This window comes from Pseudomonas sp. GM74, assembly GCF_000282455.1.
In the GTDB taxonomy this organism is placed as follows: Bacteria; Pseudomonadota; Gammaproteobacteria; order Pseudomonadales; family Pseudomonadaceae; genus Aquipseudomonas.
Map to the genome: position 1 here is coordinate 61,146 of NZ_AKJG01000073.1, position 24,032 is coordinate 85,177.

The 24,032-nt window shown below is 60.8% G+C and carries 19 protein-coding genes; 6 read left to right on the top strand and 13 right to left on the bottom strand.

Annotation, left to right across the window (positions count from 1 at the left end):
- Positions 1 to 6: 6 nt before the first annotated feature.
- The 6 genes from PMI34_RS12215 to PMI34_RS12190 form a co-directional block, all read right to left on the bottom strand.
- A complete protein-coding gene (locus tag PMI34_RS12215; RefSeq protein WP_008050655.1) occupies positions 7 to 1,494 on the bottom strand; it encodes an amidohydrolase family protein in 1,488 nt (495 codons plus the stop codon).
- Positions 1,491 to 2,687 carry an amidohydrolase family protein gene (locus tag PMI34_RS12210; RefSeq protein ID WP_008050659.1) on the bottom strand — a complete coding sequence of 399 codons (1,197 nt, stop codon included), beginning with the start codon at positions 2,685 to 2,687 and terminating at the stop codon, positions 1,491 to 1,493. The genes PMI34_RS12215 and PMI34_RS12210 overlap by 4 nt, the downstream gene beginning before the upstream one ends.
- A gap of 156 nt (positions 2,688 to 2,843) precedes the next feature.
- Positions 2,844 to 3,896: an extracellular solute-binding protein gene (locus PMI34_RS12205; protein ID WP_008050661.1), complete on the bottom strand. Its 1,053-nt coding sequence runs from the start codon at positions 3,894 to 3,896 to the stop codon at positions 2,844 to 2,846.
- Positions 3,897 to 3,910: 14 nt separating this feature from the next.
- Positions 3,911 to 4,699: an ABC transporter permease gene (locus PMI34_RS12200; RefSeq protein WP_008050662.1), complete on the bottom strand. Its 789-nt coding sequence runs from the start codon at positions 4,697 to 4,699 to the stop codon at positions 3,911 to 3,913.
- On the bottom strand, positions 4,696 to 5,613 hold the full coding sequence (locus PMI34_RS12195; protein WP_008050663.1) for an ABC transporter permease: 918 nt from the start codon (positions 5,611 to 5,613) through the stop codon (positions 4,696 to 4,698). Before PMI34_RS12195 ends, PMI34_RS12200 begins: the two co-directional genes overlap by 4 nt.
- Before the next feature lies 1 nt (position 5,614).
- Positions 5,615 to 6,700 (bottom strand): ABC transporter ATP-binding protein, encoded by a 1,086-nt coding sequence (locus PMI34_RS12190; RefSeq protein ID WP_008050664.1) that lies wholly within the window; start codon positions 6,698 to 6,700, stop codon positions 5,615 to 5,617.
- 140 nt (positions 6,701 to 6,840) lie between these two features.
- Between PMI34_RS12190 and PMI34_RS12185 the strand changes: the two genes are divergently transcribed.
- From PMI34_RS12185 to PMI34_RS12175, 3 genes are all read left to right on the top strand, one after another.
- Complete coding sequence (locus tag PMI34_RS12185; RefSeq protein ID WP_007973313.1) at positions 6,841 to 7,530, top strand: GntR family transcriptional regulator; 690 nt, start codon at positions 6,841 to 6,843, stop codon at positions 7,528 to 7,530.
- A gap of 194 nt (positions 7,531 to 7,724) precedes the next feature.
- Complete coding sequence (locus PMI34_RS12180) at positions 7,725 to 9,836, top strand: hybrid sensor histidine kinase/response regulator (RefSeq protein ID WP_008050665.1); 2,112 nt, start codon at positions 7,725 to 7,727, stop codon at positions 9,834 to 9,836.
- Positions 9,837 to 10,001: 165 nt separating this feature from the next.
- Positions 10,002 to 10,235, top strand: coding sequence for a DUF465 domain-containing protein (locus PMI34_RS12175; protein ID WP_008050666.1), 234 nt, complete (start codon positions 10,002 to 10,004; stop codon positions 10,233 to 10,235).
- Between the two features lie 273 nt (positions 10,236 to 10,508).
- Here the strand turns inward: PMI34_RS12175 and PMI34_RS12170 are convergent, their stop codons facing one another.
- The 5 genes from PMI34_RS12170 to PMI34_RS12150 all read right to left on the bottom strand — a co-directional run bounded on the left by PMI34_RS12170 (position 10,509) and on the right by PMI34_RS12150 (position 14,934).
- Positions 10,509 to 11,588, bottom strand: a complete 1,080-nt coding sequence (locus PMI34_RS12170; RefSeq protein WP_008050669.1) for an SMP-30/gluconolactonase/LRE family protein — start codon at positions 11,586 to 11,588, stop codon at positions 10,509 to 10,511.
- Positions 11,585 to 12,730, bottom strand: coding sequence for a sterol desaturase/SRPBCC family protein (locus tag PMI34_RS12165; RefSeq protein ID WP_008050670.1), 1,146 nt, complete (start codon positions 12,728 to 12,730; stop codon positions 11,585 to 11,587). Before PMI34_RS12165 ends, PMI34_RS12170 begins: the two co-directional genes overlap by 4 nt.
- A 106-nt stretch (positions 12,731 to 12,836) precedes the next feature.
- On the bottom strand, positions 12,837 to 13,700 hold the full coding sequence (locus tag PMI34_RS12160) for a LysR family transcriptional regulator (RefSeq protein ID WP_008050672.1): 864 nt from the start codon (positions 13,698 to 13,700) through the stop codon (positions 12,837 to 12,839).
- 144 nt (positions 13,701 to 13,844) lie between these two features.
- Entirely contained in the window at positions 13,845 to 14,159 is a 315-nt protein-coding gene (locus PMI34_RS12155) for an SCP2 sterol-binding domain-containing protein (RefSeq protein ID WP_008050673.1), read from the bottom strand.
- 64 nt (positions 14,160 to 14,223) lie between these two features.
- On the bottom strand, positions 14,224 to 14,934 hold the full coding sequence (locus PMI34_RS12150; RefSeq protein WP_008050674.1) for a histidine phosphatase family protein: 711 nt from the start codon (positions 14,932 to 14,934) through the stop codon (positions 14,224 to 14,226).
- Positions 14,935 to 15,135: 201 nt separating this feature from the next.
- Here PMI34_RS12150 and sohB point away from each other — a divergent pair, with 201 nt between their 5' ends.
- Complete coding sequence (gene sohB / locus PMI34_RS12145) at positions 15,136 to 16,158, top strand: protease SohB (RefSeq protein WP_008050675.1); 1,023 nt, start codon at positions 15,136 to 15,138, stop codon at positions 16,156 to 16,158.
- Between the two features lie 326 nt (positions 16,159 to 16,484).
- A complete protein-coding gene (locus PMI34_RS12140; protein WP_008050677.1) occupies positions 16,485 to 20,396 on the top strand; it encodes a dermonecrotic toxin domain-containing protein in 3,912 nt (1,303 codons plus the stop codon).
- Positions 20,397 to 20,447: 51 nt separating this feature from the next.
- On the opposite strand, the gene PMI34_RS12135 is transcribed toward PMI34_RS12140, so the two are convergent.
- Positions 20,448 to 20,942: a DUF934 domain-containing protein gene (locus PMI34_RS12135; protein ID WP_007987432.1), complete on the bottom strand. Its 495-nt coding sequence runs from the start codon at positions 20,940 to 20,942 to the stop codon at positions 20,448 to 20,450.
- Positions 20,926 to 22,584 carry a nitrite/sulfite reductase gene (locus PMI34_RS12130; protein ID WP_008050678.1) on the bottom strand — a complete coding sequence of 553 codons (1,659 nt, stop codon included), beginning with the start codon at positions 22,582 to 22,584 and terminating at the stop codon, positions 20,926 to 20,928. The genes PMI34_RS12135 and PMI34_RS12130 overlap by 17 nt, the downstream gene beginning before the upstream one ends.
- Positions 22,585 to 23,107: 523 nt before the next feature.
- Here PMI34_RS12130 and PMI34_RS12125 point away from each other — a divergent pair.
- Positions 23,108 to 24,032 (top strand): ABC transporter substrate-binding protein (locus tag PMI34_RS12125; RefSeq protein WP_008050680.1); only part of this gene is annotated, 925 nt, incomplete at its 3' end.

Consider the following 24,032-nt stretch of genomic DNA (forward strand, 5'->3'; position numbering starts at 1 on the left):
AAGTCTCTAAAGGAGAGGGTCAATGGCGCACAGTGGCGCTTGTGCGCTGTAGTCGTCGGCGAACGGGATGGCCGGTTGGAACAGACTTTTCCAGTCCGGTTGGCCAAAGGCACGGTCGCTGTGACTGCGCATCAGTTTTTCGAATTGGCGTTGGGCCTGGCGTTGCAGGGCGGGGTAGTCGATGCCCTCGACCTGTCCGTCCCGCATCACGCAACGGCCATCGATGTAACTGGCGATGCAATCGTCGCCGCGACCAGCCAGCACCAGATTCTTCAGCGGATCGAATAGCGGTCCCAGGTGCATCCCGCGCAGGTTGAACACGGTGATGTCGGCCTTGCACCCCGGTGCCAGCCGGCCGAGATCATCCCGGCCCAGTGCCTTGGCACCACCGAGGGTCGCGGCGTTGTACAGGTCCAGGGTGCTGGTCAGGTCGTTGCTGCCTTCCATCAATCGAGCGATGTTCAAGCCCTGGCGCATGTTGTCCAGCAAGTCCGCCGGCCAGGTGTCGGTGCCCAGGGCGAAGTTGATGCCTTTGGCCCGATAGCGCCCAAACGAATTCAGCGCCTCGCCGTCCCGGGCAAACACCACCGGGCAATGCACCAGGCTTGCGCCACCATCCACCATCCGTTGCAGATCGTCATCGCCTCGTGTGTAGATGCCATGGGGCAGCAGGCTGTGCGGGGTCAAAAGCCCAAGTTGCTGCAACCAGCCCAGAGGCGAGGTGCCGCGCAGTTGCTCGACCATCGCCACCTCGCCGAGGCCCTGGCAGCAGTGCAAACGCATTGGTGCGTTCAGTTCCCGGCTCAGCGCGGCGGTGCGTTGCAGCAGCGTCGGGGTACAAGTCTGGATGCGATCGGGCAGCAGCGCGCCGCGAATCAGGCCGTTATGTGCACCATCGAAATCCCGGAAAAACCGTTCGGCGGCATCGAGGCCGGCCATGCCCCGGGCTTCGTCCCAGTGGTGCGCCAGGGTTCCATCGGCCTGCCAGTAGCTCATGCCGCTCATGTAGCAGGGGCCGAGGTAAGTGCGCAGCCCCAGTTCGGCCGCCACGCCTGCCACTGCGGCAAATTCGTCGTAGGTCTCGGCCCACTCGCGGTAGTACATCGAGGTGATCGGCATGGCTGTGGTGATGCCGTTGCGGATCAGTTGGGTGAGGGCGTAGCGGTATTTGAAGACGTCTTCTTCGGGGCTGTAGCTTTCCCGCGATCCACGCGCCAGATACTGCGCCGACCACATCCGGCCCATGTCGCGCTCGTCGCCGTTGTCCAGGGTCAGCACCGTGGAGTCGAGATCGCCGAGGGCATCCAGATCGATGAAACCGGGGCCGATCAGCGCGTTACCGTAATCGACCCACTGATCCACCGGCCCCGGATAACCGCGCCCGACAAACTCGATGCGCGAGCCTGAGAACACCACTTCGCCATCGCGCCACAACACATGCCGCGTGCCGTCGAAGCCAACCACGCAACTGGCGCGCAAGCCGATGCGCTTCACAGACGGCTTTCCAGCAAACGACCGCCCGCAGCAATCAATTGACCCGCGCGATAGACCTGACGCAGCGGCCGCGAAACCACCGCCTCACCCAGTGTTTGTACCGGCATCAGCAGGAAGTCCGCCGACTGGCCGATCTCCAGGCGATTGGCTTCGCAACCCAGCGCCTGGGCGCCGTTGACAGTCGCCGCTTCGAACGCCGCCGCGAGTTCTTCGTCCTTGTTCAAATCGAAACGGAACGCCAGCAACATAGCGCGTTCGAGCATGTCGCCGTTGCCCATGGGCGACCAGGCATCACGAATGCCGTCGGAGCCCAGGCACACATTCACGCCGGTTTCACGCAGAGCCAGGAATGGCGGTACCGCACAATCGGCGGGGGCCGAACTCATCAGCGAAATTCCCAGCGCCGACAAGCGCTCGGCCACCGGCTTGACCTGGCTCCACGGCAACATCCCCAGGCAATACGCGTGGCTGATCATCACCCGGCCCTGGCGGCTGAAACGCTCGGTGTAGTCGGCGATCAGGGCGATCTGCCACAGGCCCAGTTCACCCTTGTCGTGCAGGTGAATGTCGACGCCACGGTCGAACTCGCTGGCCAGTTTGAAGATGAAATCCAGTTGCGCGACGGGATCGTTGTCGATGCCGCACGGGTCCAGCCCGCCGACGTTTTCCACACCCAGTGCCATGGCTTCGCGCATCAGCTCGGCGGTGCCGGGGCGGCTGATCAAACCAGTCTGCGGGAACACCACCAGTTGCAGGTCGATCAGGTCGCGGTAGTTTTCACGCAGTTGTTGCATGGCCTCGACATGCCGCAGGCCGAATTCCGGGTCGGTGTCGACGTGGCAGCGCATGGTCAGCGAGCCGCGGGCGATGCAGTTTTCCAGCAGGGCGCCGGCCCGTTGTGCAATGGGGGTGGTGACTTCGCGCAGGATGCGCCGCTCGTTGGCGATGTAGTCCTTGAGGGTCGGGCCGGCGCTGTTGGGGCGCCAGGGTTGGCCCCAGAGGGTTTTGTCCAGGTGCACATGGCTTTCCACCAGGGCGGGGGTGAGCAACTGGTTCTGGCCATCGATGTCGGTGGCGAGCAGTTCGGTGGTCGAGGCCGGGCGACGTTGGGTGAACCGGCCGTTTTCGATCAGCAGGTCTTCGGCGGGGGCGCCGTAGGGGCGCACGTTGCGCAGCCAGCGGGGTTGATTCATTGCAAACCTCAAATTCAGTGTTGTGTGAGAGGGCCTCATCGCTGGCAAGCCAGCTCCCACAGTGATTTGTGTTGGGCACAAAATTTGTGAACACCACCAAACCCTGTGGGAGCTGGCTTGCCAGCGATGGCCGCGACTCGGTTTCAAGTCAAACAATCAGCCCTTGAGCTTGGCCCAGATCCGGTCCTGCAGCTCCCGCGCCTTGTTGCTGCATTCCTTTTCCGGGCGCAGGCGCGAGGCGAATTCGTCGGGCATGTTGATGGCGTCCATCACCCGCCACTTGGCGTCGATCAGCTTGTCGCTCTGAATGCCGTTGTCGTAGGCGATGGCGTTGGACACGGCGGCGGCGTTTTCCGGTTTCATCATCCAGTCGATGAAGATCTTCGCGTTGCCGGGGTGCGGTGCGCTTTTCGGTACGGCGAAGTTGTCCTGGAACATCGCCAGGCCTTCCTTCGGATACACGTATTTGATGGTGCTCTTCTGCAAGGTGGCCCGCGCTGTAGAACCGTTCCAGTTCTGCATCATGATCACTTCACCGGAGGCCATGCGGTCGACGGTGTTGTCCGAGCTGTACATCTTCAGGAAGGGTTTCTGTTTTTGCAGCAGTTCGAGGATGCGCTTGGCGTCCTGCGGGTTTTCGCTGCATTCGTCGACATTCAGGTAATGACTGGCGGCGTTGATCACGCTGCTGGAGGTGTCGAGGGCGGCGAGTTGGCCTTGCAGTTCCTTGCGTGGCTCGAAGAACTCTTTCCACGAGTCGTCCAGTTTGCCGCCGGGCACCCGGGCACTGTCATAGGAGAACCCGGTGGTGCCCCACAGGTACGGTGCCGAGAACTTGCGGCCGGGGTCGAAGCCCGGGTCGCGGAACGCCGGTTTGACGTACTGGAAGTTGGGCAGGGTCGAGGCGTCGATTTCCAGCAGCAGGTCCTGGTTGATCAGGGTACGCATGATCGATTGCGACGGCACAATCACGTCATACGCGGCGCCGCCGGCCTGCAACTTGGCCAGCAGGGTTTCATTGCTGTCATAGCCATCCATGGTGACCTTGATCCCGGTCTCCTTTTCAAACTTGGCCAACAGGTCGACCGGGTAGTAGTCGGTCCAGTTGTAGAAGAACAGTTCCTTGGGTTCGGCGGCCTGGGCACTGAACGCGGTGACGCAACTCAGGGCCAGACCGGCTACAGCGAAACACATGCTTTTTGTTTTCATGCTTTGCTCCAGGATCATTGGTTTTTGCCGCGCTGTCCCAGCCAGAAGGCCAGCACCACCAGCACGATGGAAATCACCAGCATCAGGGTCGAAATCGCGTTGATCTCCGGCGTCACGCCGGCCTTGATCGCCGAGAAGATGTACACCGGCAAGGTCGTCGAACCGGGACCTGCGACGAAGAAGGTCATGATGAAGTCGTCGAGGCTGACCACGAACGCCAGCACCGAACCCGACAACACCGCCGGCCACAGCAGCGGCAAGGTCACCCGGCGAAACACCTGCCAGGGGTTGGCGTACAGGTCGTTCGCCGCCTCCAGCAGGCTCTTGTCCAGGTCGTTGAGCCGCGCGCGGATCGGCAGGTAAGCGAAGGGAATGCAGAAGCCGATGTGGGCGACGATCACCGTCAGCAGACCGAGCTTGATCCCCAGCGCCATGAACAGCAGCAGGGTGGCCACGGCTGTGACGATCTCCGGCAGGATCAGCGGCAGGTTGATCCCGCCCTCGACCATTTTCTGCCCGTAGAACGGCCGGTAGGTCGCCAGCGCCGCGAGCAGTGCAATCGCCGTGGCGCAAACCGTGGCGATGCTGGCGACGATAATCGAGTTCAGCGCCGCGGTCTGGATCGACGGGTTGGCCAGGATTCGCCCGTACCAGTCGAACGAGAACTCGGTCCATACCGTCGCCGAGCGGTTGGCGTTGAAGCTGTAGGCGATCAGCACGAATATCGGCAGGTACAGATAGGCCAGCATCAACAGGCTGACTTCGCGGGTCAGGGGCAGTTTCTTCAGGTGCAGGGCAATCATGCTTGGGCTCCCCGACGCAGGGTCTTGGCGGCATTGCGGCTATAGAGGGCGTAGAGCACCAGGGACAGCAGCATGATCCCCAGCAACAGGAACGACAGCGAACTGCCCAGGGGCCAGTTGCGCGCGGTGCCGAACTGCTGCTGGATCAGGTTACCGATCATCAGTGTCTTGCCGCCGCCGAGGATCGCCGGGGTGATGAAGGCGCCCAGGCTTGGCACGAACACCAGCAAGGCACCTGCGATCACCCCCGGCATCGACAGCGGCAGGATGATCCGCCGCAACGCGTGCCAGCGGTTGGCGCCCAGGTCGTAGGCGGCTTCCACCAGGCGCCAGTCGAGTTTTTCCAGGGTCGAGTAGATCGGCAAAATCATGAACGGCAGGAAGCTGTAGACCAGGCCAACGCTGACCGCGAAGTCGTTGTAGAGCAGGGTGATGCCACCGGCCTGGGGGAACAGGGCGTTGAGGCTCTGGGCGACCCAGCCGTGTTCACGCAGGATGATCAGCCACGCGTAGTTGCGGATCAGCAGGTTGGTCCAGAACGGGATGGTGATCAGCAACACCATCAGGTTGCGCCGACGGGGTGTCAGGCTCGACATCCACAGCGCCACCGGGAAACCGAACAGGAAGCACAGGACCGTGGTGCCACCGGCCTGGAACACCGAACGCAGCAGCGCCTGGGCGTAGACCCAGTTCAGCTCCAGTTCGCCGTCGAAACCTTCCTGGAAAAACAGTTGTACGTAGCTTTGCAATTGCCAGTCGGCCTGCCAGTCGACGCCGCCATAGACGTTGCGCGGCAGCAGGCTGATGTAGCCCATGATGCCCAGCGGAATGGCGATCAGGGCCAGCAAGGTCAGAACCACCGGGCTGAGCAACAGCGCGCGGTTGAGGGCCGGGGAAGTGCTGCTGACGCTCATCTCAGGCCTCCATCAGCAGGCAGGCGTGGGGCGGCAGGTTGACCGCGACGCGATCACCCACCACCCGCCCGTGGTTCAGGCCTTCGTTGTTCTCGCGCAGCATGACCTTGATGTCGTTGTTCAGGCGGCATTGATAGAGCGTGGCGGTGCCGACATACAGCACAGCCTCGATCACGCCACGCAGGTGATGCGGCTGCGTCGGCTCGACCAGTTGCGAACGCTCGGGACGGAACGCCAGTTGCACTTTGCTGCCGTCGAAGCCTTGGGCCGGGCAGGGGATTTCCACTGGCATACCGGTGGGCACGAAGAGCTTTTCGTTCTGCTGGCCGCGCTTGAGGTGGCCGGGGAGGAAGTTGATGTCGCCGATGAATTGTGCGACGAATTGATGCTGCGGACGTTCGTAGATTTCATTGGGCGTGCCGATTTGCAGGATCTTGCCGGCGGACATCACGGCAATGCGATCGGACAGGGTCAGGGCTTCTTCCTGATCGTGGGTGACGAAAATGAAGGTGATCCCGGCTTCTTTCTGTACTCGCTTGAGTTCGACCTGCATTTCCTTGCGCAGCTTGAGGTCCAGGGCCGACAGCGGTTCGTCCAGCAACAGCACTTTCGGTTTTGGCGCCAGGGCCCGGGCCAGAGCCACCCGTTGCTGTTGACCGCCGGACAGTTCGGCCGGTTTGCGCTTGGCCAGGTGCTGCATTTGCACCAGCGCGAGCATCTCATCGACCCGCTGGGGGATCAGTTTGCGATCAAGGCCCTGCATCTCGAGGCCGAAGGCGATATTCTGCGCAACACTCATGTGCGGAAACAGCGCGTAACTCTGGAACACCGTGTTGACCCGGCGCTTGAACGGCGGCAAATCGTTGACCGGCTCGCCCGCGAGGCGGATCTCACCGTCGCTGACATGCTCGAAGCCGGCAATGGTGCGCAGCAGGGTGGTTTTGCCGCAGCCGGAAGGGCCGAGCAGGGTGAAGAATTCGTTGTCGGCAATGTCCACCGAGACGTTATCGAGGGCGGGTGCCAGCCCTGGATCGTCGGAGTATCGTTTTGAGACGTTTCGCACTTCGATTGCTGTTGGATGACCCATTATGGTGCATTCCTCTAATTATTGTATGCAAAATCTGGATGCAATTTAGAAATACCCGGATTAATCTGCCCGTGCAAGCCCCTTTTTCAATGGCTGTTCATTCGCCGGGGTTGCTTGCACAGGGCGCCAGGAGTTGATGAATGACGGAAAAGAAACTGGAAACTACGGTCGACCGCGTCTACCAAGGGGTTTACGAGGCGATCAGCAAACGCTCGCTGCGTCCGGGAATGAAGCTTGGCGAAGCCTCTTTGGCCGAACTGTTCAATGTCAGCCGCACGTCCGTTCGAGCCGCGCTCAAGCAATTGGAGGCAGACGGACTGGTCACCACCGAGCCCAACAAAGGTGCGTCGGTGTCGTTGCCCAGTGACGAAGAGATCCGCTCGCTGTTCGAAACCCGCCGCCTGGTCGAGATCGGTATCGTCAGTGAACTGTGCCGTCGGCGTGATACAGCGGTGACTCAGGACCTGCGCGATCACCTGCTGCTCGAAGATGAAGCGCACCAGAGCGGTGATCACGAACGGCTAATTCACCTGCTCGGCGAGTTTCACATCAAACTGGCCCGCAGCCTGAACAATCCGGTGTTGCTCGACTGGTTCCAGAAGCTGATTTCCCGGGCGTCGCTGTATGCCGCCGCACTGGATGACGACAGCCACGAAGCCTGCCGCGACGACGAACACCTGCGGTTGATCGAGTACATCGAAGCGGGCAACCAGAGCGCGGCCATCGAGCTGACCTGCATGCATTTGAATGGGATCGAGAAGGCCATTCTGGATGTCGCGGCCACCCTGAAAAGCAGCTACAACCCGCTCAAGCACTTGATTGAGGTGTAGTTCACGGTCTTTCGGTTACTGAGGACCAAATTGTGGGAGCGGGCTTGCTCCCACAGGGATCTTTGGCGGCCACAGATTCTCTTTCAAAGAGGCACATACAGAGGCCCGCGAGAATCAGCTATACCTCTATGAAACGAATAATGTGCAGGATGCTCGAAACAAACGGGTGCAACTTACCGGGATAGAGCCAAGCCATGCAGTTTCTAGAGGATAGCCACGGATGCTCCGGGTGGAACGGCGAAATGGCCGGGCGCATTCGTGCGTTCGACTGGAGCCTGACCGAACTCGGCCCGCTCGACTCCTGGTCCAGGAGCCTGAGCAGCGCGGTGCGGTTGATGCTTGCGTCTCCGCTGCCGATGGTGATGCTCTGGGGCCAGTCCGGGTACATGATCTATAACGATGCTTATTCGAAGTTTGCCGGTGGGCGTCATCCATATCTGCTCGGCTCCTCTGTAGAACTGGGTTGGCCGGAAGTCGCCGAATTCAATCGCCACGTGGTCGACACCTGCCTGGCGGGCGGCACCTTGTCCTATCGCAACAAAGAACTGGTGCTGCTGCGCGACGGGGTTCCGGAAGATGTCTGGATGGACCTCTACTACAGCCCGGTGGCCGACGATGACGGACGTCCGGCCGGGGTCATGTCCATGGTGGTGGAAACCACGGAGCGGGTAATCTCCGAGCAACGGCGACAAGTGGCGGAAGACGCCTATCGCGCCGACAACGAACGGGTACGCCTGGCGCTGAACGCTGGCGCCTTGCTCGGTTCCTTTGTCTGGGACATCAAGGCCAACGTGCTGTCGGGTGACGAGCGCTACGCCCGTACGTTCTCTTATCCACCCGGGCAAGACCTGCAAAACCTGTCCCAGGAAATCGCAGAAAGCCGGATCCATCCGGATGACCGCGGTTGGGTTCAAGAACGAGTCACACTGTCGGTCGAGACGGGCGAGCCCTACAACGTCGAATACCGGATCCAGCGCCCCGACGGCAGCTACCTCTGGGTACTCGCCAGTGGCTGTTGCGAGTTCAATGAGCAGGGCGAGGCGTTTCGCTTCCCCGGCGTGCTGATCGATATTCACGAACGCAAAAACGCCGAAGAGTCCCTGCTCAAGTTCACCCGCAACCTGGAGCAACGGGTGGCCGATGAAGTCGAGGCGCGGCTGGCGGCGGAAGAACAACTGCGCCAGTCACAGAAGCTGGAAGCCATCGGCGGCCTCACCGGCGGTGTGGCCCATGACTTCAACAACCTGCTGCAAGTGATCGCCGGCAACCTGCACCTGCTGGCGCGCCATGAGCCGGGTAACGCCAATGTACAGCGACGGGTCTCGGCGTCGATCGCCGCTGTCGAGCGCGGTGCCAAGCTGTCCTCGCAATTGCTTGCATTCGCCCGTCGCCAACCGTTGTCGCCCGCGGTCTTCACGTTGCGGCAGATTTTCGATGGCTTGGCGGAGCTGTTGCTGCGTGCCCTGGGTGAGACCCTTCAGGTTCACATGACGGCACCCGAAGACGCCTGGAATGTGTTTGTCGATCGCAATCAACTGGAAAACGCCATTCTCAATCTGGCGATCAATGCCCGTGACGCCCTTCAAGGCGAGGGCAGGATTGACCTGTGCGCAGAAAACATCGTCCTCGACCACAAATTTTGCGCCGCAAAGGGCATTCTCCCCGGGGACTACGTGCGGGTGTCCGTCACGGATACCGGTGTCGGCATGCCGCCGCAGGTGCTGGCCCAGGCATTCGAGCCGTTCTTCACCACCAAGGCCGACGGGCAGGGTACCGGCCTGGGCCTGAGCATGGTGTTTGGCTTCGTCAAGCAGAGTGGCGGTCATATCGAAATCGCCAGTGACGTGGGGCAGGGAACCCGGGTGCAGCTGTATTTTCCGCGCACCTTGCGCTCGGCACCCAGCGAAACACCGAACCCTGATGTGCCGCAACGGGGTGGTCACGAATGCATCCTGGTGGTCGAGGACAATGAGGCCGTACGGGTGTCGGCGGTGGAGTTGTTGCGCGAAGAGGGCTATCAAGTCCTCACGGCCACCAACGGTGACGTGGCCATGCAAATGTTGCTGGAAGGGCTGGCGGTGGACCTGATATTCACCGATGTGGTCATGCCCGGCCTGATCAAGAGTTCGGACCTTGCGGCCTGGGCGAAAGTGCAGGACCCACCGGTGGCCGTGCTGTTCACCTCGGGGCATACCCGCGACATCATCTCGCGCAATCACCAGCTCAGCCCTGACACCCACCTGTTGAGCAAACCCTACAATCCCGAAGCACTCAGGCAAATGGTGCGCATGGTGCTCAACGGCTGAAACCGCTGGCGCAGGCAAAGGTTTTTATCACCTGTGGGACCGGACGACGAACGGACGCCGCTGGTCTGACAGGTGGTCGACAGAACGGCCAAACCGAGGCCATTCTGATAGTTGGTGAACGCAATTGATCGCGTTTCGCTGCCGATCAACTAACGGAGGTGTTCCATGCCGGTGCCCCATGACCTTTATCAGGATCTGAAACGCTCAAAGGAAGAAATCCAGCAGAAACGCACCAAGGATCCGTTACTGGATTCACTGCTTAACAAGTATTCCCAGGCGGATGCCGAAGTGGTGAAAGCAGAGGAGGCCAAGTCCAACGATGACACCGTAAGGAAGCTCAAGGAGACACGTTTGCTGGTCAAGGACAAGATCGTCAAGCAACTTGGCGCGTCGTCCTGACCCAGCATGCTGCCACCGTCGACCGGTGGCGGGAAAGTTGGAACGGCAACCAGAACCGGCACCTCGAATGTTCAGAGTCCGCTGTTACGGCTCTCAATGAGGTGCCTCATGACCCAGCCAAAATATCCCGGTGAACTGAACACTGTCCCTGTGAGAGCGGGCTTGCTCGCGAATTGGGCCTGCCAGTCAATGTCGATGTTGAATGTGCTGACGTCTTCGCGAGCAAGCCTGCTCCCACATGGGTTCTACGGTGAGTTCAGACAGGTGTACTGCTCATTGCAATGCCTTGCTTAACGGCAATCGCACCATGTTCTGCGCTTTCAGCGAACCGAAATACAACCAGTCCCCATACTCGCGCACCGTGGTGATGGGTGAGTAGTTGTCGCTGCTGCCGTCCTGCAGGTTGGCGATCACTTTGCCCTCAAGGTCCAGGCCCAGGGCAAATCCGCGTTTTTCCACGGGCTTGGGCAAGACGGTCATGGCCCGCACGATCATCTTGCGCACGAACGGATGCGCCGCCGTGCCGTCGAGCAAGGCGTTCCGGGGGGCATACAGGGCCACCCAGAACCGGTCGTGGCCGTTGAACGACAGGTTGTCCGGCAGGCCCGGCAGGTTGTCGATGAACAGGTCGTGGGTACCGGCCTTCGGACCGCTGAGCCAATAACGGCTGATGCGGTAGGCCCCGGTTTCGTTGACCAGTACATAGGCATCGTCCGGTCCCATGGCCACGCCGTTGGCAAACTCCAGCTTATCCAGCACAACCGACGTCTTGCCGGTCTGGAAGTCGTAGCGCAGCAGTCGACCGTCGCCGCCGTGTTCGATCACGGCCTCACCGTCGTGACCATAGCCGAAGCGACTCGAAGCGTCGCTGAAATAAGCGTAGTGACCAGGTTTGTCGATGACCACATCGTCGGTGAAACCGAAGGGAACGCCGCCGGCCTCCGTGGTCAAGGCCACAAGACGCGCCTGGGCATCGAGGGACAACAAGCCTTTGACGGCGTCGGCGATCACCAGCAGGCCATTGGGATGCCGCGCCAGGCCCAGTGGCCGGCCACCGGTAACGGCCAGGACTTTGGTGGTCTTGCCGTCCAGGCTCGTGCGGATCAGGCGACCGTCGTGCAGGCCGGTGATGAGCGTGTCGTTTTCCAGCAACAAGGCTTCCGGCCCGTCGATGTTGGCGGCACCCACGCGCTCCACGGCCTTGAGCCGCTGATTGTCGGCGTAGATGCCACTGGTGAGGGACGGCGCAGGTTGTGGCGTCCAGGCCACCGGTCGCACTTTGGTCGGCATCAGCAGCAGGAAGGCGCCGATGGCGACGATGACCAGTAACAGACATTTGAAAGTTCTGCTCACACGCCAACCCCCGTCGCCGCCCGATACTTCTGTGCCATGTCGCGCAACGCCAGCATCGACGCCGCCGATTCCCGATCAATGCGCCGCTTGAGCAACAAGCGGTTGGCAATGCGCATCGCCAGGCCGCTGAATTGATACTCCAGGGTGCGGACGAAGCATGTGTCCTCGCCCGTGGCCTCGCATTCATAGGTCAGCACCAGCGACAGACCGTGATCACCCCGGGCCTCGGCGCTCCAGCGCCGTCCGGGCAGATACTCCGCCACCTCCCAGCGCAAGTGCCCGTCGCGGCCGCCGGCGCGGATGTCCTCCTCGAAACGTGCGCCGGCATGCAACGGACCTATTGGCCCATCGATGTGCAGCGACGACGGATGCCATTGCGGCCAAAGGGTCACGGTACTGGCGTAGGCAAGTACCTGGATCGGGTTTGCGGCAATGACAACCTGATGCTGCATGCGGGTCATGGGTGTTCTCGTCGGGTTGAGCGGCTCGGGTTCCGGTTCCCAGTAGAGGGTGCCGAACAGGTAGTCCATCAGCGGGAAAACGATGTTGAAATTACGTTCCTGCATCAGTTCGCGACGGTGGTGCAGTTCGTGCAGCCGGCGCATCTGGCGGATCCACGGCAGCCGTGTGAGCGGGTTGCGCGGCGGCAGGTGCTCGCAGGCATGAAACACTTCGTAAGTCAGGTAACCGAGGACAAGAAGGCCGCCGACCAGTCCGGCGACGTTGGTATTGATGTGCTTGAGCAGCCACCAGAGAGGCAGGGCGACGGCGAGGGTGTGCAGCACGATCAGCCACGCCGGAAACAGAATCACCCGCCAGTCGCGGGCGCTGTCGTAGGTCATGTGGCCGGGGGTGAAAAAGCTGTGGTGGTCGACTGCATGACGGGCATAAAACAGCCGGGCGAAGCTCTTTTTATGATGCCCCAGGTGGCGATGCACCATGTACACGCCGAGGTTGAACAACAGCAGCGTGACCGGCATCGCCAGCCATTGCGCTGGCTGCACCTGATGCACGTCGCTCCAGAAAGCGCTGATCGCCACTGCCCCGAACACCAGGACAAACGCGCCGTGCAGCCAGGGGTTGTAGAGCGGATGAATGTCGGCGCGGTAACGGCTGCGAAATCCTTCGGTGGTCTGCCTCACTGCAATCACCTGTCGTTTTTGTTATCTCTTTCAGATTAGCCGATCCCGGTGATCTGACGGGCCGAACCTTGAGGACACAACGGCCATGATCCGGTGCAAACCGGTCTCAGGTCAGCGGATCCCAGCGCTGCGACCAGTCTTCGTCGGAATCGATGACCTTGCGCAGCAGGTCGAAGGCCCGTTGCAGCGTCGGCGAGTCACGATCGCGGGAGTAGACCAGATAGGTCGGGTAGTTGAATTCCGGCGCCTTGGGCACCCGTTCCAGGGTGCCACTTTGCAGATAGCTCTGTACGACGCGGGTGCGGAAGTAGCCACTGCCGCCGTTTTCAAGAAGGTACTGCAAGCCCAGCGGACCGAGATTGAAACTCAGCGCGGCCTTGGCTTTTTCCGGCAGCGCGGCGTCGTGCTGGCGCCGGAAATCAGTGCCCCAATCGATGTACACATAAGGATCGGGCTTGTCGGCCTGGCGCACGAGAATCAGCTTTTCTTCGAGAATCTGCTCGACCTGCAAACGCGGCCAATACTCGGGCTGATACACCAACGCAGCATCCAGAACGCCCAACTCCAGTTGCCGCAGCAGGTTCTCGCCATCGCGGATTTCCATGCGCAGGGCGTGGCTGGGGATATTTTTGCGGATTTCACCGGCCCAGCCGAGCATCAGCGGGTTGCACAGACTCACCTCACCCCCGATGTGCAACACGTCGTGAAAACCTTCGGGCAACGGCAAATCACGCCGCGCGGCTTCCCAGGTTTGTACCAGCTGATTGGCGTACACCACGAACGCTTCGCCGTTGGGCGTCAGGCGGGCACCGGCACGATTACGCACGAACAGGGTGCTGCCCAGCTGGCTCTCGAGTTTTTGCACCCGTGCGGTGATCGCGGTCTGGGTGACATGGAGTTTTTCCGCGGCGGCAGCAAGGCTGCCATGGCGGACGATTTCGAGGAAGGTGCGGGCGAGGTCGATGTCCATGGGGTGGCCGGTGTGGGAGGTTCAGGCATTGTATGCCGCCTTGGCACAAGGTTCAGCGGCGGGCAGGCAAAAACGACGAATCCCGCCACTAAGGGCGGGATTCGTTTGCAGCAGGCACGCTCCCAAAGTTCGGGAGCCAGGTGCTTACGACGGGAACAGCTCGGACAGTTTCATCGCCAGCATCATGTCGCCTTCAGCGCGCAGTTTGCCGCCCATGAACGCTTGCATGCCGTCAGTCGAACCGTCGACGATGCCTTCCAGGGTTTCGCCGTCCATCACCAGAGTCACCTGGGCGTCCGGGTTCTCGCCTTCCTGCAGTTCGCAGGTGCTGTTCTTGACGATCAGCGAGAAGTTCTTGGTGTCGTCGATGCGGAAACCGAAGATCAGGTCCAGACCGGCAGCAGCGGCTGGGTTGAACTTGGCTTTCATTGCTTGTACGGCATCAGCTACGGAGGTCATGGTTCGATCCTTTCTTGGGTAATAAGAGCTGGGTGATTACAGCCAGGGTCACAATAGTCCGGACTCAGCGAAACGTGATGAGTTCCGGGGCCTTCAACAGTTGCAGGTGCGCATGTCCGTTGAAGGAAGCCAGGGCCACCTCGCGACCACGAAACTTAAGCTGGTTGAGCGAGGTGTTGACGATTTGCCAGTTCAATTCAAAGGCCTGCCGGGCAGGCATTTGCGTAATCAGGTGGAGCAGGGCGGTGATGGTGCCGCCGGAGGTGAACACGGCGATCTTGTGGGAGTTGTCGGCCTGGTCGAGGATGCGATGCAAGCCGGCCCGCACCCGCTCGACAAACCCCAGCCAGCTTTCCAGGCCCGGTGTGTCATAGGTGCCGGCCAGCCAGCGCTCGATGATCAGGGCGAAGATGCGCTGGAACTCACCACGGTTTTGCGCGGCGTTGCGCAGAATGTCCAGGGCTTCGGGTTCGTCCGGCAGCATGGCCGGCAACAGGGCGCGGATCACCGCATCGGCGTCGAATTCGTTGAAGGCGGAGTCGGTTTCCAGCAGCGGCACCGTCAGGCCCGCCGCGGCGAATTGCTCCAGCGCGCTGTTGGCCGTGTGCTGCTGGCGGCGCAGGTCTCCCGCCAGGCAGCGGTCGAAGCTGATCCCGAGTTCAGCCAGGTGCCGGCCAAGGATTTCTGCCTGACGAATACCGGTCGGCGACAGGACGTCGTAGTCGTCTGCACCAAAGGAGGCCTGGCCATGTCGAATCAAGTAGATGCTGCCCACGTCCGCGTCTTCCCGGTACGTTGAAGGTTTGGCGAGGTTATGAGGATGGCGGTGTGCTGTCAATGAAAAAACATACGCTTGTTTGAAATGCCCGTTACAGGCCTGTTGCCAGAGGTTACACGGCTGGTCGCAAGGTCGGCGCATGGGTATGCTGGAGGTATCCCGCGCGCGTTCATGCCGCGTATCGTTTGAGGAGTCCCTGTGGAGTTTTTTTCCGAGTACGCCATTTTTCTGGCCAAGACCGTGACCCTGGTGATCGCCATTCTGGTGGTCCTGGCCAGTTTTGCGGCCTTGCGCAGCAAGGGACGGCGCAAGTCGTCCGGCCAGTTGCAGGTCAGCAAGCTCAATGATTTCTACAAAGGGCTGCGCGAACGCCTGGAGCAGACCTTGCTCGACAAGGACCAGCTCAAGGCCCTGCGCAAGACCCAGGCTAAAACCGACAAGAAACAGAAGAAAAAACCCGAGGTCAAACCCCGGGTGTTCGTGCTGGATTTCAACGGCGATATCAAGGCTTCGGCCACCGAAAGCCTGCGCCACGAAATCACCGCCTTGCTGACCCTCGCCACACCGAAGGACGAAGTGGTGTTGCGCCTGGAAAGCGGCGGCGGCATGGTTCACAGTTACGGCCTGGCCTCCTCGCAACTGGCGCGTATTCGTGAGGCCGGCGTGCCCCTGACCGTGTGCATCGACAAGGTCGCGGCCAGCGGCGGCTACATGATGGCGTGCATCGGCCAGAAGATCATCAGCGCACCGTTTGCGATCCTTGGCTCGATTGGCGTGGTGGCGCAGTTGCCCAACGTCAATCGCCTGCTGAAAAAGCACGACATCGACTTCGAAGTGCTGACCGCCGGTGAATACAAACGCACCCTGACCGTGTTTGGCGAGAACACCGAGAAGGGCCGGGAGAAGTTCCAGCAAGACCTGGACATCACCCACCAACTGTTCAAGAACTTCGTGTCGCGCTATCGCCCGCAACTGGCGATCGATGAAGTGGCCACCGGCGAAATCTGGCTGGGCGTCGCGGCGCTGGACAAACATCTGGTCGACGAACTCAAGACCAGTGATGAATACCTCGCCGAACGGGCCAGGCAGTCCGAGCTCTATCACCTGCATTACTCCGAACGCAAAAGCCTGCCGGAGCGCATCGGCATGGCCGCCAGCGGTTCGGTCGATCGCGTGCTGCTGAGCTGGTGGAGCCGCTTGACCCAGCAACGCTTCTGGTAAGGCTTTTGTTGCCTTCGAAAAAATGAAACCGCAGCGCCTGCTGCGGTTTTTGAAGTTGAAACGGTCCTTTGTAACAGCTGTCGAGTTTACGAGGCTGCGTTCGGCTGCGAAGCAGTCGCAAAACCGTGCAGCTCGGTGTATCAGACAAACCGCGTACACCAGCCTGCGAGGACTTTGTCCTCGAACGCAGCCTCGCAGGCTCGGCAGCTGCTACATCCTTCACGCATCAGCGAAATTTCCCAGACGCGCTGACGAGCCCTTCCTACTGCCGACCCAGACACCGCCCGCTATGTTGCAATTCCTCCAATGTCTGCAACGGAATGCACATGAACGACTATTCGCACGGCCACTACGCCCCGCCACATCCACCTGTCACGCCCTTGCGTGATGAACTGAAAACGGCGGTAGCGACAGCGCTGCCGCAATCCCCCGAGCAATTCGGCGCAGCACTGATAACGGAAAAATGGGGACAGGCCATTGATCCGCAAACGGCTCTGTTGGTAACGCTGGACTACGACACTGACGCAAGCGCCGCGCATGACGCAATCCACCAGGGAAAGGTGAACAATTCACGCACCCTGGTGCAGGCATTGCTGTCGAATTATCAGATGGTGGGTGACGGTCGTTTCGGTGAAACGGCGTTCGGCTTGTACACGCCACCGGACATCGGTCCCGAGATACGCATTGTTGATCCCGTCGATGACGTTTCTGCCAAAGCCGTGGATTATTATCGGGACTATGAGGGTATTTACCGGTGCACAACACCGCAGACCTACGGTCCCTCCACGCAAATCGCCCTCCGGCCGGCCGATTTCAAACAATGGGTATGGGAACTGGATCTGCAAACCCGCTATCAGGCTTATCTTGACCACGCCTGGCCTTCCGATAAGCGCATCGTCCAGACAGAGCCTTACGACCTGAGAACCTCGACCAAGGCCGCCTTTATCATGAGCGCCTGCCTGCAGCATCAGGAGGGCAGTTTGAGTCAGGAAGGCCTGGCCCTGGCAATGCAGGCCGCCGGATTGCCAGCGGAGCAGACCTGGAATGCGCTGAGCATCGGCCAGGTGCAGGCACCAACCCGCGTCAGCGCGCCGATCGAGGTCGGCCGGCTGACGATCTATCGCTACACCTCGAACGATATCTGGTGTTATCGCCACCGTCACAGTGGCAGGGTCTTGCTGAATATCCCGGGCAATTCCTCACCCTTGCATGAATTCACCGACTTCCAGCACCTGCGCCAATGGATCGTGGCCCAAGGCCGGGTGGACGCTACACGGCAAGCGTTGGCTGCGCACTTTGCCGAGGACGATCGTGAAGACGGCACCTTCCATGCGGGGGTGTGGACGGCGTTGGAGGGCATGGCGGTTTACCCGAAGGAACACTGGCTGCAAAAGAACGCCGGGTTCTTCAACAACGACGGATTCTGGGACCCGCAGGACTACATCGACCTTGCGCGTGCGCCGACCGACACCGATCCGTTCGCACAACTGGTGCTGACCATGAAGCAAGCCTCCATGGCCAGTGTCAAAACCATCCGCGACGATGCCCAAGTCAATCGCGACAACCTGAGCGCGGTGGTGGAACCGCTTGTGCAGTGGATCAATCGGCTGGGTCCATTGGCGTTGTTCATTCCAGGAGGCGAGGGTGTGCTGGTGCTGGCCGGCCTGATCGACGCCGGTTACGGCCTCGATCAGGCCATCAACGGCAAAACGCCCGAGCAGCGCTCCGAAGGCGTGACGCGCACCGTGTTCGGCTTGCTCAATGCGCTTGCGCTGGCCGGGGCGGTGGCGGCACTCAAGGGTGAAGAAAAAATCGCCGGAACGCTGCACGAACCCCGGGAACCCGGGAGCGAGCCGCATCCCGACACGCCTCGCGAAACGCCGGTCGAGCCCACACCCGGATCGGCTCCGGCGCCCGTGTCGACACGTGTGGAGCTGATGCGTGGCGTTTGCGCGCCACTTGCTTCCTTCAGTGATGAGGTGTTGGCGCAGATCGCGCGGGTGAGTACGGTCGACGACGATATGCTGCGCCTGATGCATGCCGGACGTCCGCCGACGCCGTTGCTCGCCGACACCATCACGCGCTTCAAGCTCGACCAGGAACTCGACACCGTCGCCGATTCGCAGGCGCGGGCTGAATTGTTCAACGCCCGCTATCAGGCGCTCCAGCACTCGGACCAGCAATGGATTCGCCTGTTTCAGGGCGAATACCCCGGGTTGCCGAAAAGTGCCGTGGAGCAAATCCTCGACCGTTCGGGAGTCGACATCGATCGGCCCTTCGATGCTGACGAGGCACTGCAACTGTTCAAGCGCCTGGACAGCAAGGCGCGGGAGTATCAACAACACGTACGACTCAACCGGGCCTATGAAGGCCTGTACTTGCGCTCGGTCATCCATCGCGAAACCGATGCCCTGGCGTTGCATTCCCTGCAACGCCTGCCCGATTGGCCGAACGGCTTGCGCATCGAAGTGCTCGACGGATCAATCAGCGGCCGGGTCCTGGACCGCTGCGGTCCGCTCGATTCAGCGGATTGTCGGCGTTTGATCAAGGTGGGTGATCGTTATCGGTATTCTGCAGTGGCCGCTACCGTCGGCGAGGGTTCGGATCTGTTTACCGCGCTGGTCGACCTATTGTCCGTGGAGGAGCGCACGGCGATGTCGCTGCGCATGCCGGACCTTGCCAGTGAATTGCGCTTGCGCATTGGCGGGCACGCTTTGTCCCGCTCCGAACTGACGCATGGCTTGGGTCGAATGGATTCGGGGTTACCCTTCGAGGCACCGGGATTGCGCGGCGGCGGCTTTCCGAATACGCCACAGGCCGCTGTGCTGACCCACGAAATCAAGCGTTTGCAGGTCAAGAGTCTGTACCCGGACTTCACCGATGCCCAGGCGGACGAGTTACTCCTGACGGCAGGTGATGGTGCACAAGCACTGGTGGATCGGCTGACTCTCGAGATGCAACAGTTGCATGCCGACCTGCGTCAGTGGGTCGACCAGGCCGTGCTGGATGTCGATGACATGGACGTGGATTTTCTGGCAGTGGACGATGATGACGCCGCGGGCATGAATCCTCAGCAGGTCGCAGCGCACAACGCCGAACTGCTGCAAACCGTGATTGATTACGAGCGTGAAACGCGTATTGAACTGGGCGATGAGCTGATGAGCATCTGGCAAAAATGCCCGCCCCAGATCAATAGAGTGCTGTCCGGTGAAGTGTTTTCCGGCTACAGGCTGGATCTGGGTTTCGAGGACTACCATCGGTTGCCGACGATGAACGTGCGTTTCAATGAGGTCGTCGAGCTATCGATGCAGGGCCTGCACCTGGTCGAGCGCGAGGGTCTGAACTTCTTTCTCGAAAGTTTTCCGAACCTGCGTTCCCTGAACCTGGAACGTGTCGACCTGCGGCGGCTCAACGCGGATGGCGTGCTGGAAGGTGTGTTGCCGCCGCCGATTCGGCAAATGACCCGCCTCACGACGCTGAACCTGAGTTCCACTTTGCTGCAGCTTCAGGAGAACACGGCTTCACAGTTTTGTGATCTGGTGAGCCTGCAAACGCTGGATCTGAGCGACAACCCTTTGGCAGTCCCGCCCGTTGTACTGGGGTTGAATGAGTTGCGCGTGTTGAACTTGAGAAACACCGGAATTCGCTTTTGCCCGATTGGCATCGCCGATCAGCCGTACCTCACCTCGCTTGACTTGCGCGGCAACCGGATCGGCCGGGTTCCCTACGCGATACTGAATCAGGCGGTCTCCCGGGACCGGGTGAAACTGTGGGGTAACCCGCTGACGGATGAAAACACGTTGTTGCGCCTGGTCGATCATCGTGAGCGCACCGGTATCAATCTGTGGCTGAGTGAGCCGGGTGCCGATTACGGCAGTGTGACGCCCTGGCTGGAGGAGGGCGACGAAAGCGTGCGCGAGGCGCGGCAACAGATCTGGCAACGATTGGCCGGCAAGCCATCGGGCAGTACGTTGCTGCGGGTCATGGATGGTTTGAGCCTGACGGCGGATTTCCAGGTCGGTTATCTGTCGCTACAGGCGCGAGTGTGGCGCTTGCTGCACGAAGCGGATGCTTCAGAGGAGTTGTGGGGCTGGTTGCGTCAGTGTGTCGAAACGCGGATGGCCGATGCGGACAATCCGTTCAGGTTGTTCGTGGTGCTGGAAGATCGAGCCCGGCTGTACCGCGATTGGGTCGCCACGGGGCGGCCGATTCCGCTGGCGGATCATCCGGAGTTTTAGCGGGAAGGGTAAAACGCCTTGAACCCCGGGCCGGGGTTCAAGGCGTGACGGTCAGCGGCGACGGAACAGCGGCAGCGGTTCGTCGGTAGCGGCCTGATAGGTCACCGAGAAGTCCTTGAGGCCTTCAAGGGCTTCGTACGGGTCTTTGTCGGGGCGTACAGCAAAGGCATCGAAACCGCAGCGATGCATGTAGAACAGCTGGTCGCGCAGCACGTCGCCAATGGCCCGCAATTCGCCCTTGAAACCGTAACGGTCACGCAGCAGGCGGGCGTTGGAGTAGTTGCGGCCATCGGTGAATGCCGGGAAGTTCAGGGCGATGACCTGGAACTGCGCCACGTCTTCACCGATTTCCTCGGCTTCTTCATCGGCGTCCAGCCAGATGCCCAGGCCGCCGTCGCGGGCCAGGAGCATGCGGCTGTGTTCGCGCCACAGCTGCAACGGCACGATGAGGTCGTCGCAGTTGCTGATCCCGTCGATGTTGAAATCCTTGGGCAGCAGGTGCCAGGTCTCGTCGACGACCTCGTTGTTCTTAATGATTCGCTGCATAGACACGCTCCTTGAAGAGGTCGATACCAATACGCTGATAGGTGTCGATGAAGCGTTCGTCTTCGGTACGTTGTTCGATGTACACGTCGATCAGCTTTTCGATCACGTCAGGCATGGCTTCCTGGGCAAAGGACGGGCCGAGGATCTTGCCCAGGCTGGCGTCGCGGCTGGCGCTGCCGCCGAGGGAAACCTGATAGAACTCTTCGCCTTTCTTGTCCACCCCCAGGATGCCGATGTGGCCCACGTGGTGGTGACCACAGGCGTTCATGCAGCCGGAGATGTTCAGGTCCAGCTCGCCGATGTCGAACAGGTAGTCCAGGTCGTCGAAACGGCGCTGGATCGATTCGGCGATCGGGATCGACTTGGCGTTGGCCAGGGAGCAGAAGTCGCCGCCCGGGCAGCAGATGATGTCGGTCAGCAGGCCGATGTTCGGCGTGGCGAAGCCTTGCTCGCGCAACTCGCCCCACATGGCGAACAGCTTGTCCTGCTCGACGTCGGCCAGGATGATGTTCTGCTCATGGGAGGTGCGCAGTTGACCGAAGCTGTAGCGGTCGGCCAGGTCGGCCACGGCGTCGAGCTGTTTGTCGGTGATGTCGCCCGGTGCAACGCCGGTCGGCTTCAGGGACAGGGTCACGGCCACATAACCCGGCTTCTTGTGGGCCAGGGTGTTGCGCACGCGCCAGCGGGCGAAGCCCGGGTGCTGCTGGTCGAGTTCGGCCAGTGCGGCTGCCTGGTTTTCCAGGGCCTTGTAGTCCGGGTCGACGAAATGCTTGGCGACGCGCTGCACTTCAGCTTCGGTAAGCGTGGTCTGGCCACCGCGCAGGTGCTCCATCTCCGCATCGACTTTTTGCGCGAAGACTTCAGGCGTCAGCGCTTTGACCAGGATCTTGATCCGCGCCTTGTACTTGTTGTCGCGACGGCCATAGCGGTTGTAGACCCGCAGGATGGCATCGAGGTAGCTCAACAGGTCTTGCCACGGCAGGAATTCATTGATGAATGCACCCACCACCGGCGTACGGCCCAGGCCACCGCCAACCAGCACGCGGAAGCCCAGTTCGCCAGCGGCGTTGTGCACCGGCTCAAGGCCGATGTCATGGACTTCGATAGCGGCACGGTCGGAAGTCGAACCGTTGACGGCGATCTTGAACTTGCGCGGAAGGTAGGCGAATTCCGGGTGGAAAGTCGTCCACTGGCGCACGATCTCGCACCATGGGCGCGGGTCGATCAGTTCGTCGGCGGCGACACCGGCAAACTGGTCGGTGGTGACGTTGCGCAGGCAGTTGCCGCTGGTCTGGATCGCGTGCATCTGCACGGTGGCCAGTTCTGCAAGAATGTCCGGAATGTCTTCCACGGCCGGCCAGTTGAACTGCACGTTCTGCCGGGTACTGATGTGGGCGTAGCCCTTGTCGTAGTCACGGGCGATTTTGGCCATCATTCGCATTTGGCGCGAAGTCAGTTGGCCGTAAGGCACGGCGACTCGCAACATCGGCGCGAAACGCTGGATATAAAGGCCATTTTGCAGGCGCAGGGGGCGGAATTCTTCTTCGCTCAGCTCGCCTGCCAGATAGCGTCGGGTCTGATCACGGAACTGCTTGACGCGGTCCTCGATGATCCGCTGATCGTATTCGTCGTATACGTACATATAAGTCCTGTTCTCAGGCTTGGGCCGGTCGGAAACAGCGGCGTATGTTGGCTTGCTGGCGTCCGATAAAACCTCGGCAATTCTGCGCGCACGGCCGCGCACTCCCTACGGAGCCGGGGCAAGATACCAGTTTGCAGTTATGCGTAAAAGTGATGTTTGAGCATATGTAAAGAACCAAATCGCCTAATGAGAATCGTTGTTGCAAAGACCCTGTTTGTGATGCGGGCAATCGTCGTCTTTACTCTGCTCGTGTCTTTATGCAATCACCGATAAAACCGACAAGAGGCGATGCAATGAGCAACCCAACCAAAGCACGGAAAAGCGATAGCACCGTTGATGCCTGGGCAATTTTGTTCCTGATCATGCTGGTCGTGGGGACGGCTGTTTTCTGGGTCAGTCATCAGTAAGCGACCCCGTCCGGGCCCGGTACCGACGATTGTCTGACAAAAACCGGAAAAATCGCCGTTTTACGGAGGTTCGCTGGCTATAATGCGCGGCGAATTTCCGGGGGCTCGGACGACCAATGTTGAAGTTTTTGTGTGGCGTATTACTGACGCTGGGCATGGTCGCGGGACATTGTGCCCAGGCGGCGTCGGTGCTGTTCCTGAACCCGGGAACCCCCACGGAAGCTTTTTGGATGAGTTACTCGCAGTTCATGCAGGCCGCGGCGACCGACCTGGGGATGGACTTGCGCATCCAGTATTCCGACCGCGTCTCGGAAAACACTATCCGGCAGGCTCGCGAAGCCCTTCAGGGCTCCCATCGTCCCGACTATCTGGTCTTCGTCAACGAGCAATACATCGCCCCCGAAATCCTGCGGCTGGCCAAAGGCAGCGGTGTGAAGCTGTTCATGGTCAACAACGCCTTGACTGCGGATCAGATGAAACTGATCGGCGCCCGACCTGACAAGTATCCCGATTTGCTCGGTAGCCTGGTGCCCAATGACGAGGAGGGCGGCTACCTGATGCTCAAGGAGCTGATTCGACAGCGCGGCCCGGTGGCCCCTGGCCAGACGATCGAGCTGCTGGCGTTTTCCGGTTTGAAGATCACCCCGTCCGCGCAGTTTCGCGAGAAGGGCCTGCGGCGTGCCTTGGCCGAACACCCCGAAGTACGTTTGCGCCAGTTGGTGTACGGCGGCTGGACCCGGCAACGCGCCTACGAGCAGGCCAGGTTGTTGTTCAAGCGCTACCCGCAGACGTCGCTGGTCTGGGCCGCGAATGACGAGATGGCGTTCGGTGTGATGCAGGCTTATGCCGAAGCCGGCGGTGTGCCAGGCCAAGGCGTATTGTTCGGCGCGATCAACAATTCACCGGCGGCGTTGCAGGCACTGCTGGACCGTCGCCTGAGCGTCTTGCTGGGCGGGCACTTCACACTGGGGGGCTGGGCGCTGGTGCAATTGCATGACTACGATGACGGCGTGGACATCAGCCAGTACGGCGGCCGTGACC